Source organism: Devosia beringensis (assembly GCF_014926585.1).
Taxonomy (GTDB): Bacteria; Pseudomonadota; Alphaproteobacteria; order Rhizobiales; family Devosiaceae; genus Devosia; species Devosia beringensis.
In genome coordinates, this window is sequence record NZ_CP045422.1 from 3,819,531 (window position 1) to 3,832,423 (window position 12,893).

Consider the following 12,893-nt stretch of genomic DNA (forward strand, 5'->3'; position numbering starts at 1 on the left):
AGGCGCATGTGACTGTTCCCTGTCATGTCGCCACAATCAAGGTACCTCTCGATGACGATCGCCATATATGACCTGACCGTGCCGGTTTATACCCGCATGCTGACCAATCTGCTGACCATCATGGACAAGGCCGAGGCCAATGCCGCCGAGCGCAAGTTCGACACGGCCGTGCTGGCCAGTGCGCGGCTGTCGCCGGACATGATTCCGTTTCGCGGCCAGATCATGATTGCCACCGATCACGTCAAGGGCAGCGTTTCCCGGCTGGCCGGGCGCGAAGTGCCGTCCTGGCCCGATACCGAACAGACCTTTGACGAGCTGCGCGCGCGCATCCGCAAGGCACTCGACCTGCTGGCCACGATCAAGCCGGCCGATCTCGAGGGCAGCGAAGCCCGCGACGTCACGCTCAAGCTGGGCGGCAATGACGTGCAGGAAAACGGGCTGGTCTACCTGACCCAGCGCGCCCTGCCGAACTTCTATTTCCACATCACCACGGCCTACGCCATCCTGCGCGCAAATGGCGCGCCGATCGGCAAGCGCGACTATATCGGCTGAGACGACGGACCGGCGAGAGCCGCACTGCCGCCCTGGCGGCGGTGCGGCCCGCTTTGGCCGGTGCTGGAAAAAGCGGCACGCAGTGTTGCCCATCGCCGGCGCAACCGCTATTTGCACCGACCAAGGTCCGTTCCGGCCCGAGCATGAGGCAGCAATGAAACTGGCATTCGTCATACCCGCCTATAATGAAGAGGCGCTGATCGGCAAATGCCTGGAATCGGTGGTGGCAGAAGTTGCCCGCAGCGGCACGGACGCCCGGATCATCGTGGTCAACAATGCCTCGACCGACCGCACCGGCGAGATTGCCCGCAGTTTCCCGACGGTGCAGGTGGTCGACGAGCCCAAGAAGGGCCTGGTCAATGCGCGCGATGCCGGCTTTGCCGCCACCGAGGGCTTTGACCTGGTGGCCAATATCGACAGCGACACCATCGTGCCGGCCGGCTGGCTCGACACGGTGTTTGCCGAATTTGCCCGCGATCCCAAGCTGGTCTGCCTAAGCGGCCCCTATGTCTATTACGACATGAGCGCCTGGAACCGGTTCCTGGTGAACATGTTCTATGGCCTGACCTGGCTGATCTATGTGCTCAACCGCTATATCCTGCGCGTGGGTTCGGTAGTGCAGGGCGGCAATTTCATCTTCAAGCGCGACGCCTGGGAGAAGGTGGGCGGCTATGACCGCTCGATAGAGTTCTTCGGCGAGGATACCGACGTCGCCGTTCGCCTGTCCAAGGTGGGCGCGGTGAAATGGACCTTCGGGCTCAAGATGATGACCTCGGGCCGCCGCCTCGAAAAGGAAGGCGTGTTCCGCACCGCCGGCACCTATACGCTGAACTTCTTCTGGGTCACGTTCCGCGGCAAGCCGGCCACCAAGGCCTACACCGATATTCGTCCGGACTAGGCGCGGCGGGCCGTGGACTTTGGTCACCGCTCGTTAAGTTTCCCAAGCAGGACAGAATCAGCGAATGCTGATGTTGCGCTAGAGTAGCGCTGCCGCGCGGTGCGGTGGGGCGGATACATCATGCTTATCCCCGGCCAGCTACCCCAGATTGTTGCTGCCGCCCGCGGCTCGGTGCTGCAGGCGCTTGCGCTCAAGGCGGGCCAGGTCATCAGCGGCACGGTCATCGGGCCGGCGCCCAATGGCGGCACGCAGGTGCAGATTGCCGGCCAGACGCTGAACCTGGTGCTGCCGCAGCTGGCCTTGGCGGGCGAGGCGCTGCGCTTTGAAGTCCAGGGGAGTGGTGCTCAGCTGCGGCTGGCGCTGCAGGCGGCGCCCGCGGCAAGCACGGCACCGATCGCCACGCCACTGCCGGCCCCTGCCAGTTCGGCTGCCGCGCCACCCGTTCCGGCGACCCCGGGGCAAGCTGCGCCTGTCGGCACCGCCAGCAGTCCCGCCGTTGTATCCCAGGCGGCGGCCGGTGCCGCGCCGGCGCCTGCGGCCATTCCCGCCACGACGGCTGCTGCTGCTGCGACAGTGCCAGGTCCAAGCGGATTGCCGGCGGCTTCACTGCCCGCAGCGGCCAGCGCGCCGCTGGTGAGCGCGCCCCCGACAATCACGCCCGCTACCATCTTGGCCCCCCAGACGGTCGCCGGTCCGACGACTGCTGCCGCTTCGCAGACGCCTGCTACCGTCACCGCACAGCCGGGCACCCAAGGACAGGTGATCGCGCCGTCGAGCGCGCGTCCCGCCGTGCCCTATGCCCAGGCGTCACCCGGCGGCGCCTCAATAACCGGGTCCCTGGCGGCGCTCCCGGGCGCGACGGCAATTCCCGCAGCTGCACCCGCCACCGGGCCGGTGGCACAGCCCGCAGCAGCGCCTGCGGCAGGCCCGGCCATGGCCAGCACGCCACAGGCGGCGCTGGCGCAGATGGTCCAGGCAGCCTTGCCGCAGCAGAACAGCATTGTCGGGCTGACGGCAGCCCTGACCTCGATTGCCGGCACAGTGGCGCTGCCCGAGCCGGTCGTTCGGGCGGCCCAGCAGGTGCTGGCCAATCAGCTCAATGTCGCCGGGGGCAAGCTCGATGGCGCCAGCCTGCAGAAGGCGGTGTTGAATTCGGGCGTGTTCCAGGAAGCCGGGCTGGCCCGCGCCGGCACGCCGCTGCTGGTGCCGCAGGCAGACATGAAAACCTCGCTGCTGGCGCTGCGGTCGACGCTGACCAGCTGGCTGGGCCAGCAATTGCCGGTGATCGCCGCCGTTACCCAGGTTGCCCCGCCCCTGCGCGGCAAGTTTCCGCGGGTGACGGGGTCGGGTATTCCGCCGATCGATCCGGCGGCGGCGGCCGACGAGGTGGGCAAACACCTGCTTGAACGGACCGAGGCGGCGCTGTCGCGCCTCCGTCTACATCAGCATGCATCCCTGCCTGACCCCAATGTGAAGGGCGCCGAGTGGAGCATGGACCTGCCGGTGGTGATCGCCGGGCACCAGACGCTGCTGCAACTGCAGATTCATCGCGATGAGCAGAATCCCGGGGAAGCGGCGTCTGAGCGGGGCTGGCAGATGCGCTTTGCCATCAATCTGCCGGGGATGGGCGAGGTCGGGGCCCAGGTGTCGCTGCGTGGCCGTGCGGCCGGCGTCATGCTGTGGGCCAGCGAGCCGGCCACGTCGGCAGCGCTCGAGGCCGATATTGACGGGCTGCGCGGCACGCTGGCCGGGGTGGGCCTGACACCGGGCGCGATCATCGTGCGGCATGGGGCGCCGCCCGCCTCGCCGCAGGCGGCCAATTCGGGCCATCTGGTGGATGCCACGACATGAGCGAGGACCCCAAGGATCGCGCGCTGGCCGTGGCGCTGCAATATGAGCGCGGCACCCGCGATGCGCCGCGCGTCGTGGCCAAGGGGCGCGGCCTCGTCGCCGAGCGCATCATCGCCCTGGCACGCGACAATGACGTGATCATCGAGGCCAATCCGGTGCTGGCCCAGGCGCTGAGCGGCATCGAGATCGACGACACCATTCCCATCGAGCTCTATGAGGCCGTCGCGGTGGTCATCGGCTATGTGCTGCGCACCAGCACCAAGCTGTGAATTGCGGCGGCAGCCATTGCACCGGCGGCTGCGCTCCCCATCTCTAGCACTACCGAATAGAGGGAGCGCCGCCATGGCCAGCCAGCAAGACCAGACCGTCATTGATGATTTGTTCGACCGGATCGAGGCGGTGGCGAGCAACAGCGCGCCGCGCGACCGCGATGCCGAGGCCCAGATCCAGCAGCGGCTGCGCGACTTTCCGCCCGCGCCCTATTATCTGGCCCAGACCGTGGTCGCCCAGGAACAGGCTCTGCGCGAGGCCCAGACCCGCATTGCCGAACTGGAAGGCCAGCAGCGGGCGCGCGGTCCCTGGGACAATGTCGGCGAGGACAGGCCGGGCCGCGGCGGGCAGGGTGGCTTTCTGGCCGGCGCGGCGCAGACGGCGCTGGGCGTGGCCGGTGGCATGATGCTGATCAATGCCTTTGGCGGCCTGTTTGGCAGCGCCCACGCGGCAGAGCCTGACGCTGCCGCCGAGCAAGACCAGCCGGCTGACGACGGCGATAGCGGTGGCGGCGACGATTTCGGCGATGGCGGCTTTGACATGGGCGGCGACTTCTAGCGCTGCGGATCAGCCTAGTACTTTTCGTAAAACTCGTTGCCGCCGGCTTCGAGCACGTAATGCATGTTGTTGTAGGGGAAGCGCAGCCCGGCCGTATGGAAATGCTGGGCATTGCGCACGCCGGGATGACGCCAACCGGCCAGCACCTGATCGGCGGTCTGTGAGGCCAGCACGGCGCCGCTGTCGGTCATCTTCTTGGTCAGTACGCCCTGGGCAAACTGGTTCTTCTGGCCGACGACGGCACAGACCGATTTGGGATAGCGGGGATCGTTGAGGCGATTCATCACCACGGTGCCGACCGCCAGCATGCCATCGACGCTGGAGCGGTTGGATTCAAAGTACATTGCCCGCATCAGGCATTCCTTGGGACTGAGCTGGGCCGTGCCGAAGCTGATGCCGAACAGGCTGCAACCGCCGAGCGCGCTGCCGGTGAGGATCACGGCCATCGTGCGCAGCACGGCTTTGGTGATCTTCATGGGGCAGTCTCCGTCGGACGATCAAATGCAGGCTCGTCCGACAATGACCCATTAGGCTTAAGCAAGCCCTGAGTGGGACGGTTAGCAAAGTGCTAACGCGTCGCCCAGATCAGTCGCGGGTAAACAGCAGCGTCGAGAGCAGGGCGATGGTGCCCAGCACGACGAGCATCGGCACGGGGTTTTCCTGCACGGCCTTGCCGGCGATATTGGCCTGGCGGCCGACCTGGCGGGCGACAACGCGGCCCTGTTCGCGGACTTCGTGAGCCAAGGCCACTGCATTGTGCTGCAGATCATCGATGGAGTGACCGCCATAGGACTGCACCGAGCGGGACATTTCATCGACCTGCTTGCGCAGTACAGCAATCTGCTGAACCAGATTTTCCGAGATTGCTTCGCCACTGTGTTCTGCGCGACGGAGTGCGCGCTGAGTTGCCGTAGCCATGGGGACGCTCCTTGAAGGTTGTCCTCATTCAACTCTGGCGCGGGGTAGAAGTTCCATTGTCGGGGACAGTCTGGGCTTTGTACGTCGCTGCAACACTATGACCCTTGGCGTGCGCACTGGGGCGCACTACATCAGAGGCATTGCGACTGCCACCAAAGGGATCCCTATGGCCAAGAGCCGCGCCCGCCTTGATCGACAGTTCGACCGCATTGCCCGCAAGGTGCCGCAAGCGGCCGGCGTTCTGGCCCATCTGCGGCGTCCGGGCGCCCGCTGGTTTCGCATACCGTTGGCGATCCTGCTGATCCTTGGGGGTATTTTCAGCTTCCTGCCGGTCCTGGGCATCTGGATGCTGCCGCTGGGCCTGCTGCTGCTCGCGCTCGACCTGGCCTTCCTGCAGGGCCCGGTGAACCTGGCCATTGTGCGCGGCATGCGCAAATGGAGCACCTGGCGGCGCCAGCGGCGCGACAAGAAGGCCGCAGGCCGCTAGATCCGTCCGGTCGCCGCCGCCACTTCGACCAGTTCCACCGCTGCCGCCAGCTTTTCATCGATGATGTGCAGGTACCGCGTCCAGTCGTCCACGTGGCCGAGCTCGGCTGCGCCGTCGGAAATGCCGCGCAGCGCCACGAGCGGCACGGCGAAGGTCTGGCAGGCGCGCAGGACGGCAAAAGTCTCCATGTCCACCATGTCGGCATCAATGCCGTCATAAGCCGCGCCCGAGACGACATTGGCGCCCGTCGACAGCCGGGCCGTTTCAAGTCCGGGGATGAGCGGGGTGAGCATCTGCACCGGCGCCTGATCGAGAAACGGCGTCTGACCCCTGGCAAAGCCGAGGGCCGAGGCATCCATGTCGCGATAGCTCACCGAGATGGCCTGGTAGACGCCGCATTGCGGCAGCAGGCGCGAACCAGCCGAGCCCAGCGAGACAACCAGGCGCGGCAAGGGACGGGCCTCCGCCAATGCCCGGGTGACGGCGATGGCGGCCTCGACCGGACCGACGCCGGTGATCAGCGGATCGATCCTGGCCTGCAGTTGGGGGCCGTATTCGGCCTGCGCGGCCATGACGTAAAGGATGGTCATGCCTGCAAGGCTAACATGGCCCACCCCCTTGCCAATAGCCTGCGTTACCGTTTCGGTAAGGGGTCGGTGACATTCTGATGACAGAGGCGGCGCCGAGGGGCAGACGCCAGAGAGCAGAGGACAGCGTGCGTTTCGCAGAGATCGAGGGAAGCAGGGAGTGGACCGAGCCGAACTGGCAGCGGTCACAGGCTGCGCCGGTGGCCGTTCTGGTCGAGGATGTCGAGGCCGAAGCCCGGCGTCGGCTGCGGGCGATCAAGCTGCATGAATGGCGCACGCGGGAGTTCATCACCGGCCAGCCGATGCCCGACGATGTCCGCCACTATGCCTTGCAGGTCGAATTTGCTGCCACGGCGATCTCGCGCCTGTCGCCCATCCCGCAGGATTTCGACAGCGACGTGTACTGGCCGAAGCTGTGGGCCCGCTGACCAGCGGACCCAACCAGTGCCAAGCCGTCTGGTCTAGTTCGACAGGAAGCGGTGAATGCCCGGCGCGCCCAGCAGGTCCCGCGTCATGCCACCCACCAACCATTCGCGCAGCCGACTATGGCCGTAGGCGCCGCTGACGATAAGGTCGGCGCCGGCAGCCTTGGCAGCATCCAGGATGGACTGGCCCGCACCGCCGCGATTGGGCAACACGTCGCCGCGCGCCTTGACGGCGTGGCTCTGCAGCCAGGCGACGGCGTCCAGCATGCTGTCGCGCTCTACGCCGAGGTCACCCTCGCCGATCACCACGACCTGCACATCGCTGGCGGCCTGCAGCAGGGGCAGTGCGTCGACAATGGCGCGCCGCGCTTCCTTGGTATCCTTCCAGGCGACGATGATCGTGCTGGCCTTGAGCTTGGGGGCGCCGGCAGCGGCGATCAGCACGGGCCGGCCCGCCGATAGCAGCAGGGTGCCCAAGTCAAAGGTGCGATAGCCCTCATCGCGCAGTTCGCCGGGGGAACCGATCACGATGAGATCGGCCTTGCGCGCCGCTTCGATCAAGCCGAGGGCCGGCTGCTGCACGCCGGCAATCCAGCCATGCTTGAGGTCGGCCGGCACCAGACCGGCGAACTTGTCGCGCGCGACGGCGATCGAGGCCTCGATCTCGTTGAGTTGCTCGGTATAGAGGGCGCCCGCGACGTCTCCGGCACCCATGCTGGCGATCACCGGTGGCTCGGCCGCGACAAAGCCGGTGAGGCTGGCCTTGTGCTGCTGCGCCAGATCGGCGGCAAAGGCGACCAAAGCCGGATCGACACCGTCGATGGTCAGGCCGACGACGATATTGCGAATTTCCATCTCAGATCTCCCGTGACTGTTGCCGTCATCCTAGCGTTGTGCCGCCGGCTCACCTTGATCCCGATCAATTGGCCCGTCATTGCTGCGTCGCCAGGGTCACTCCGCATAGGCCGGCATGGACAGTAGCTGCTCCTCGGTCCAGCCGGTAGCGGCATGCACCATGCCCTCGGCGTCGCGCATGAACGAGAGCTGGCCCAGACCCACCGCGACCGGCTTGGCCCCAAGGCCAAGAAAGCCGCCCACATCGACAATGACCTGGCAGGCTGCGCCGCTGCCCACCAGATGGGAGACATGGCCGACGGCGGCGTCGTCGGCGCCGTAGATGGTGGCGCCCTTGAGCGTGTCGGACGTCAGTTCGTCACTGCCCAGCGGCGTGTGCTCAGAATGGTCCATGGCGCAACTCCTTGCTTTGAATAGATAAAGGGACAACACGCCCGGACCGGCAAGCGTTCCGGTAGCCATGACGTGGCTAGAGGCCGAGCGCTGCGGCGTGGCTGGCCAGGTCGACGGGGCACTGGGACACCACTTCGAGCCCGCGATCCTGCCGGGCAGCGATGCCCTCGGGAGGAATATGGGCGGCCAGTGTCGCGTCTCGGGCAAGAATAAGCGCCGCGATCTCGTCGCGATAGAGGCCAAGCATGGCGGTCAGCCAGCGATTGACCAGATAGGAGGGGCGGGCCATGTGCACGTCAAAGCCATCGAGCAGGGCGATGGTGGTGGACGCATCGGCCCAGACGTCGTCGACCACCCACTGATTGACGGTGAACAGGCGAATGGCCTTGCCATAAGCATCGACGCCGATAGCGACGAGATGGTGGATGGGACCATCCTTGCCCTGTGGCCGCATGAAGCAGTGGAAATGACCGTGTTCGGCTGCGCCGGGCGGGCCACTATGGCTGTGATAATACCACTGAGAGCCGCTGTCGCGGTCGAAGACATCGCCCGGCGGATAGTGTTCCCAGGTGACCGGACTGGCGCCGCGCAGGGTTTCAAGCAGGATATTGTCGCCCGACTTGGCGAGCACGGTTTCGCAGAACAGCGCCTCCTGGGCGGCCTGGCGCAGCGGCTCCATGCCCGCCTCCCGACGGCCTATTGCCCAGCCGCCGCACAGGGTGCGGCAGCGGCGCAAGGCGATGCAGCAGCGCAGGGAGCAGCGGCGGGTGCCGCAGAGCAGGGTGCCGCCGCGGCACAGGGGCTGGCGGCCGAGCAGGGCGCGGCAGCAGGGGCGGCGGCGCAGGGAGCGGCCGCAGGTGCTGCAGAGCAGGGTGCGGCCGAGCAAGGTGAGGCTGAACAGGACGCTGCGGCGCAGGGGGCGGCGCTGGCCATGGGCGCAGCAATGGCAGCGGGTGCTGCCACGCTATGGGCAAGGTGATCGGCGGCAATGGCCCCGGTGGCGGCGACCAAAGCGGCGCCGAACAGCATGGTATTGCGCGTGCTCATGAGCGTTTGAATCCATCAAGACCGAAGAGGGGGCGGGCCAGGATACCGCCCAGGCTGCCGACAAAGGCGGCGGCGAACCAGAGCCAGCCATGCAGGCTACCCGAGGCGATGCCGGAGAACAGGGCGCCAATATTGCAGCCGAAGGACAGGCGGGCGCCATAGCCCATCAGCACGCCGCCAATGGCCGCAGCCAGCAGCGAGAGCAGCGGCAGCTTGGCCTTGGGGGCGAACTTGCCGGCGAGACCCGCCGCCAGGGCGGCACCGAGCACGATGCCGAAATCCATCACCGAGGTCGTGTCGGCCAGCACGCTGCTGTTGAGGGCCTGGGCCTGGGCCGGCCAGGTCCAGAATTCCCAGCTGGCAACCGGGATACCGATGGCCTGGGCGATCTTGGCGCCCCAGAGGCCGAAGCCGTAGGTGATCGACCAGGGGTGACCGGCAACCAGCAATGTCGCGATGTTCAGGCCGGCCAATGCCAGTCCGGCGCCGACCAGGGGCCAGGGACCGTGCAGCAGGCGTTCAAGGCCCTTGCGCTCCGGCCGGGACTGGGCTTCGAGCGTGCCATGGCGGGCGCGTTCGATCAGCACGGTAATGCCGGCCACTGCGGCCAGACCGGCCAGTGTCACGGCGAGCCCCGCGGGCACGCCCAGCACGGCGCCCAGGCTGGTGGGCGGCATGGCGGGCAGGGTCAGCCAAAAAGGCAGGTGAGCGGTGCCGAGCACGGCGCCGATGATGAAGAAGACCAGGGTAACCAGCATGCGGGCACTGCCGCCGCCGACGGTGAACAGCGTGCCCGAGCCACATCCGCCACCCAGTTGCATGCCGAGGCCGAACAGCGCCGCGCCAATCAGGACCGAAACGCCGACCGGCGCCGTGGCGCCGACCAGCGACTGGCCGAACACGTTACCGCTGGCCAGCAGCGGCAGGAAGGCAATGGCGGTGACGCCGATCATCAGCATCTGGGCGCGCATGGCGTGGCCGCGACCCTCGACCACCATGCGGCGCCAGCCGCCGGTAAAGCCGAACGAGGCGTGATAGAGGGTAGCGCCGAGCAGGCCGCCGATCAGGAACAGCAGCGACTGGCGCGGCGAAATCAGCTGGCCGACAATCTGCGCGCCAAGCACGATGCAGAGGCTGACGGCGAGCACCACACCCTTGTCGACGCTGAGCCTGCCATTGACGGGGGCGGGCCGGGTTGCGGCGGCGGAAATATCACTCATGGCGCTGGCGCCCCTTCAGGAAGGAAATGCTCTTTTGGACGGGCAAACGCACAATGTCCAGAACCGCGGTCCTGGACATTGGCGGTCATAGGAAGGCGTCGGCGGCGACTAGATGCCGTTGGCGACGGGGCGGCTTTCGTCGGCAGCCCATTCGGCCATCGAGCCGTCATACATGCGCGTGTTCTTGTTGCCCTGGACTTCCGAGAGGGCGAACCAGGCGATCGAAGCCCAGTGGCCGGTATTGCAGAAGGCGATGTTGGCTTCGTTGGCTTCAAGGCCAACGCCCGAGGCCAGCTGGGCAACGGTGTCCGCGCTCACGAACGAGGCGCCTTCGGCATTGTAGAGCTTGCCGTTGTCGATATTGACCGCGCCGGGAATGGTGCCGGCAATGCGCACGACCGGGCTCTTGCCCTCGCCGCGGAACTGGGCGACGGGACGGCCGTCCACCAGCGTGGTGCCATCAGCCAGGGCGGCCTCGACATCGGCGGTCGTGGCCAGCAGATGCTGCTGGAAATCGGCGGTGAAGGTGGTTGGCTCCAGCACGGTGGCCTCGGCGGTCACCTCGCCGCCAGCGGCTTCCCAGGCGCGCGCACCGCCGTCCAGGATCGACACGGCATCATGGCCCAGCACCTTGAAGGTCCAGTAGACGCGGGTGGCGGCACCGAATTCGGAGGCATCGGTACCCTGCGAAACAATCACCACGTGGTCATCATTGCTGATGCCCAGCTTGCCGATCAGCGCCGAAGTAGGCTCCACGCCGGGAAACTGGCCGGGGACGCCTTCGATTTCCATGCGCCAGCCAGTGCCGGCATAGGGAGCCTTGATGGCGCCGGGAATGTGAGCGGCGTCATAGGCAGCCACGTTTTCCACGGGGTCGCGTACGTCGACAACAACGAGGCTCTCATTGCCGAGATATTGCTCGAGCCAGGCCGCATCGACCAGCGGAGCATCGGTCAGCCGCTCGGCCTGCGCAGCGGTCGACAGCATGGCGACGGTGGTCAGGGCAGCGGCGGCGAACAAAGCAATGCGCATTTCAAAACTCCAATTCCAGACTTACGTTCAATCTAGGCGAATGGGTCGGTGTTGTCCGGTCACGGCGTGTCAAAGATGCTCGGTGCGGGGAATTTTCATGCCACATTTGGCGAGTGAGGCAGTATCGCTTTCCCATGCTAGCGTTTGGACGTTCCCGTCGGGCGGCGTGTCACGTGCCGACCGGCGCCGTCTTGCAATTGCGATCAAAGAACATTAGGTATCTCTAATATTATTGGGATCGGGTCATCGGGGTTTTCGGCGCAATCATGCTGCGCCTGCGATTGCCGAGCGGCCAGGAGTGTCATTGATGGATCAAGCCAGCCACGTCGTCTGCACCGCCTGCGGTGCCATCAACCGGGTTTCGACTAGCCAGGACGCTGCCGCCGGCAAATGCGGCAAGTGCGCAGTGCCGCTTTTCACCGGCGAGCCGGCGGAGCTGTCTGCGAGCGCACTGGAGCGGCAGATCGCCAAGACCGACATTCCTGTGCTCGTCGATGTCTGGGCGCCGTGGTGCGGTCCATGCCGGATGATGAGCCCGCAATTTGCCGCCGCGGCCGCCCGGGCCGAGCCGGCCATGCGCTTTGTCAAACTCAACTCGGACGAGGCGCCGGAGTTGTCGACCCGCCTGGCCATCCGCAGCATTCCCACCATGCTGCTGTTCGAGGGCGGCAAGGAAGTGGCCCGTGTTTCGGGGGCCATGTCCTCCAGCGACATCATCAAATGGGCCGAGGGGGCGCGGCGCGGCTAGCCGTTTTCGCATCTCTCCATCCGCATCACCGCATCGAGACGGGTTGAGCCGGCTGACGACAACGGCTATCTGGAGCCATCTCCAGGCGGCGCTGCCGCATAGCAAAGGCGCGTTGCGGCATGACCCCAGATTTCCTCGTCACCCATTCGGGTGGCTTTCACGCCGATGAACTGCTCTCCAGCGTCATCCTGACCCGGCTGTTTCCGCAGGCGCAGATTGTGCGCAGTCGGGCGCCGGAATGGATCACGCCGGGTGCCGATCGCATCATCTATGATGTCGGCGGCGCCTATGACGCCGCCGCGGCCATCTTTGACCATCATCAGCGCGGCGCGCCGCTGCGCGAAGATGGCCAGCCCTATAGCTCGTTCGGCCTGGTGTGGAAGCATTTCGGCCGCGACTATCTGGTAGCGTCCGGCCTACCTCCGGCCCATGTCGAAACCGTCCATTCCAGTTTCGATACCGGCTTCGTGCTGCCCATCGACCTGATGGACAATGGCGCGCTCAGCCCCTCGGTGGCCGGACCGCTGGCCGGCCTGACATTGCCGGTGCTGCTCGAAACGCTCAAACCGGTCTTCGACGAGACCGACCCCGCAGCGGAAGACCGTGGTTTCCATGCCGCGCTGGCTATTGCGCGGGCCTTTGTCGAGGCGCGCATCGCGCGCAGCGATGCCAAGCTGCGGGCCGAGAGCCTGGTGGCAGGCGCCATTGCCGCGGCCGGCCATGGGCGGGTGCTGGAGCTTCCGATGGGCATGCCGTTCCGGCCCGCCGTGGTCAAGGCCGGGGCCGATCACCTGCTGTTTGTGGTGCATCCGCGGGGCAGCGACTGGTGCCTCACCACCATTCGCCGCGATGACGACGGCTTTGCCGTGCGCGCCGATCTGCCGGCCGCCTGGGCCGGCCTGACCGATGCGGCGCTTGAAGCCGCCAGCGGGGTGCCCGGCGCCAGCTTCTGCCACAATGGCCGCTTCATCGCGGCGGCCAAAACAAGGGCAGCTGCCCTGGCCCTGGCGGAGCTCGCCGTGGCGGAGGCGCTGGCCAACCCGCCGGTCTAA

17 protein-coding genes are annotated in these 12,893 nt (G+C 66.5%); 9 read left to right on the top strand and 8 right to left on the bottom strand.

Annotated elements, in window-relative coordinates; genetic code table 11:
• Positions 1 to 51 precede the first annotated feature (51 nt).
• The 5 genes from GDR53_RS18555 to GDR53_RS18575 all read left to right on the top strand — a co-directional run bounded on the left by GDR53_RS18555 (position 52) and on the right by GDR53_RS18575 (position 4,129).
• Positions 52 to 552 carry a DUF1993 domain-containing protein gene (locus GDR53_RS18555; RefSeq protein ID WP_193335896.1) on the top strand — a complete coding sequence of 167 codons (501 nt, stop codon included), beginning with the start codon at positions 52 to 54 and terminating at the stop codon, positions 550 to 552.
• A 154-nt stretch (positions 553 to 706) separates the two neighbouring features.
• Complete coding sequence (locus GDR53_RS18560) at positions 707 to 1,450, top strand: glycosyltransferase family 2 protein (RefSeq protein ID WP_193335897.1); 744 nt, start codon at positions 707 to 709, stop codon at positions 1,448 to 1,450.
• A gap of 120 nt (positions 1,451 to 1,570) precedes the next feature.
• Complete coding sequence (gene fliK / locus GDR53_RS18565; RefSeq protein ID WP_193335898.1) at positions 1,571 to 3,301, top strand: flagellar hook-length control protein FliK; 1,731 nt, start codon at positions 1,571 to 1,573, stop codon at positions 3,299 to 3,301.
• Positions 3,298 to 3,570: an EscU/YscU/HrcU family type III secretion system export apparatus switch protein gene (locus GDR53_RS18570; RefSeq protein WP_193335899.1), complete on the top strand. Its 273-nt coding sequence runs from the start codon at positions 3,298 to 3,300 to the stop codon at positions 3,568 to 3,570. The genes fliK and GDR53_RS18570 overlap by 4 nt, the downstream gene beginning before the upstream one ends.
• A 73-nt stretch (positions 3,571 to 3,643) precedes the next feature.
• Entirely contained in the window at positions 3,644 to 4,129 is a 486-nt protein-coding gene (locus GDR53_RS18575) for a DUF2076 domain-containing protein (protein WP_193335900.1), read from the top strand.
• 14 nt (positions 4,130 to 4,143) lie between these two features.
• Here GDR53_RS18575 and GDR53_RS18580 read toward each other — a convergent pair whose 3' ends face one another.
• On the bottom strand, positions 4,144 to 4,605 hold the full coding sequence (locus tag GDR53_RS18580; RefSeq protein ID WP_193335901.1) for a cell wall hydrolase: 462 nt from the start codon (positions 4,603 to 4,605) through the stop codon (positions 4,144 to 4,146).
• A 109-nt stretch (positions 4,606 to 4,714) separates the two neighbouring features.
• Positions 4,715 to 5,047 (bottom strand): hypothetical protein, encoded by a 333-nt coding sequence (locus tag GDR53_RS18585; protein WP_193335902.1) that lies wholly within the window; start codon positions 5,045 to 5,047, stop codon positions 4,715 to 4,717.
• A 166-nt stretch (positions 5,048 to 5,213) separates the two neighbouring features.
• Here GDR53_RS18585 and GDR53_RS18590 point away from each other — a divergent pair, with 166 nt between their 5' ends.
• Entirely contained in the window at positions 5,214 to 5,534 is a 321-nt protein-coding gene (locus GDR53_RS18590) for a hypothetical protein (RefSeq protein ID WP_193335903.1), read from the top strand.
• On the opposite strand, the gene GDR53_RS18595 is transcribed toward GDR53_RS18590, so the two are convergent.
• Positions 5,531 to 6,124 (bottom strand): 5'-methylthioadenosine/S-adenosylhomocysteine nucleosidase, encoded by a 594-nt coding sequence (locus tag GDR53_RS18595; protein WP_193335904.1) that lies wholly within the window; start codon positions 6,122 to 6,124, stop codon positions 5,531 to 5,533. The two genes, GDR53_RS18590 and GDR53_RS18595, sit on opposite strands and share 4 nt — an antisense overlap.
• 125 nt (positions 6,125 to 6,249) lie before the next feature.
• Between GDR53_RS18595 and GDR53_RS18600 the strand changes: the two genes are divergently transcribed.
• Positions 6,250 to 6,549 carry a hypothetical protein gene (locus GDR53_RS18600; protein WP_193335905.1) on the top strand — a complete coding sequence of 100 codons (300 nt, stop codon included), beginning with the start codon at positions 6,250 to 6,252 and terminating at the stop codon, positions 6,547 to 6,549.
• 33 nt (positions 6,550 to 6,582) lie between these two features.
• Here GDR53_RS18600 and GDR53_RS18605 read toward each other — a convergent pair whose 3' ends face one another.
• The 5 genes from GDR53_RS18605 to GDR53_RS18625 all read right to left on the bottom strand — a co-directional run bounded on the left by GDR53_RS18605 (position 6,583) and on the right by GDR53_RS18625 (position 11,093).
• Positions 6,583 to 7,401: a universal stress protein gene (locus GDR53_RS18605; RefSeq protein ID WP_193335906.1), complete on the bottom strand. Its 819-nt coding sequence runs from the start codon at positions 7,399 to 7,401 to the stop codon at positions 6,583 to 6,585.
• A 96-nt stretch (positions 7,402 to 7,497) separates the two neighbouring features.
• Entirely contained in the window at positions 7,498 to 7,794 is a 297-nt protein-coding gene (locus GDR53_RS18610) for a PRC-barrel domain-containing protein (protein WP_193335907.1), read from the bottom strand.
• A 76-nt stretch (positions 7,795 to 7,870) separates the two neighbouring features.
• On the bottom strand, positions 7,871 to 8,473 hold the full coding sequence (locus tag GDR53_RS18615; RefSeq protein WP_193335908.1) for a DUF6969 family protein: 603 nt from the start codon (positions 8,471 to 8,473) through the stop codon (positions 7,871 to 7,873).
• A 364-nt stretch (positions 8,474 to 8,837) separates the two neighbouring features.
• The gene (locus tag GDR53_RS18620; RefSeq protein ID WP_193335909.1) at positions 8,838 to 10,061 is read right to left on the bottom strand and encodes a YeeE/YedE family protein; all 1,224 of its coding nucleotides are present in this window, start codon (positions 10,059 to 10,061) and stop codon (positions 8,838 to 8,840) included.
• Positions 10,062 to 10,169: 108 nt separating this feature from the next.
• Positions 10,170 to 11,093, bottom strand: a complete 924-nt coding sequence (locus GDR53_RS18625; RefSeq protein ID WP_193335910.1) for a sulfurtransferase — start codon at positions 11,091 to 11,093, stop codon at positions 10,170 to 10,172.
• 307 nt (positions 11,094 to 11,400) lie between these two features.
• Between GDR53_RS18625 and trxC the strand changes: the two genes are divergently transcribed.
• Both trxC and GDR53_RS18635 read left to right on the top strand, forming a co-directional pair.
• Positions 11,401 to 11,841: a thioredoxin TrxC gene (gene trxC / locus GDR53_RS18630; RefSeq protein ID WP_193335911.1), complete on the top strand. Its 441-nt coding sequence runs from the start codon at positions 11,401 to 11,403 to the stop codon at positions 11,839 to 11,841.
• Between the two features lie 119 nt (positions 11,842 to 11,960).
• Positions 11,961 to 12,893, top strand: a complete 933-nt coding sequence (locus GDR53_RS18635; RefSeq protein WP_193335912.1) for an MYG1 family protein — start codon at positions 11,961 to 11,963, stop codon at positions 12,891 to 12,893.

Coding starts and splice junctions, on each gene's coding strand:
- GDR53_RS18555 (WP_193335896.1), top strand. CDS start 52: ATGACGATCGCCATATATGACCTGACCGTGCCGGTTTATACCCGCATG.
- GDR53_RS18560 (WP_193335897.1), top strand. CDS start 707: ATGAAACTGGCATTCGTCATACCCGCCTATAATGAAGAGGCGCTGATC.
- fliK (WP_193335898.1), top strand. CDS start 1,571: ATGCTTATCCCCGGCCAGCTACCCCAGATTGTTGCTGCCGCCCGCGGC.
- GDR53_RS18570 (WP_193335899.1), top strand. CDS start 3,298: ATGAGCGAGGACCCCAAGGATCGCGCGCTGGCCGTGGCGCTGCAATAT.
- GDR53_RS18575 (WP_193335900.1), top strand. CDS start 3,644: ATGGCCAGCCAGCAAGACCAGACCGTCATTGATGATTTGTTCGACCGG.
- GDR53_RS18580 (WP_193335901.1), bottom strand. CDS start 4,605: ATGAAGATCACCAAAGCCGTGCTGCGCACGATGGCCGTGATCCTCACC.
- GDR53_RS18585 (WP_193335902.1), bottom strand. CDS start 5,047: ATGGCTACGGCAACTCAGCGCGCACTCCGTCGCGCAGAACACAGTGGC.
- GDR53_RS18590 (WP_193335903.1), top strand. CDS start 5,214: ATGGCCAAGAGCCGCGCCCGCCTTGATCGACAGTTCGACCGCATTGCC.
- GDR53_RS18595 (WP_193335904.1), bottom strand. CDS start 6,124: ATGACCATCCTTTACGTCATGGCCGCGCAGGCCGAATACGGCCCCCAA.
- GDR53_RS18605 (WP_193335906.1), bottom strand. CDS start 7,401: ATGGAAATTCGCAATATCGTCGTCGGCCTGACCATCGACGGTGTCGAT.
- GDR53_RS18610 (WP_193335907.1), bottom strand. CDS start 7,794: ATGGACCATTCTGAGCACACGCCGCTGGGCAGTGACGAACTGACGTCC.
- GDR53_RS18615 (WP_193335908.1), bottom strand. CDS start 8,473: ATGGAGCCGCTGCGCCAGGCCGCCCAGGAGGCGCTGTTCTGCGAAACC.
- GDR53_RS18620 (WP_193335909.1), bottom strand. CDS start 10,061: ATGAGTGATATTTCCGCCGCCGCAACCCGGCCCGCCCCCGTCAATGGC.
- GDR53_RS18625 (WP_193335910.1), bottom strand. CDS start 11,093: ATGCGCATTGCTTTGTTCGCCGCCGCTGCCCTGACCACCGTCGCCATG.
- trxC (WP_193335911.1), top strand. CDS start 11,401: ATGGATCAAGCCAGCCACGTCGTCTGCACCGCCTGCGGTGCCATCAAC.
- GDR53_RS18635 (WP_193335912.1), top strand. CDS start 11,961: ATGACCCCAGATTTCCTCGTCACCCATTCGGGTGGCTTTCACGCCGAT.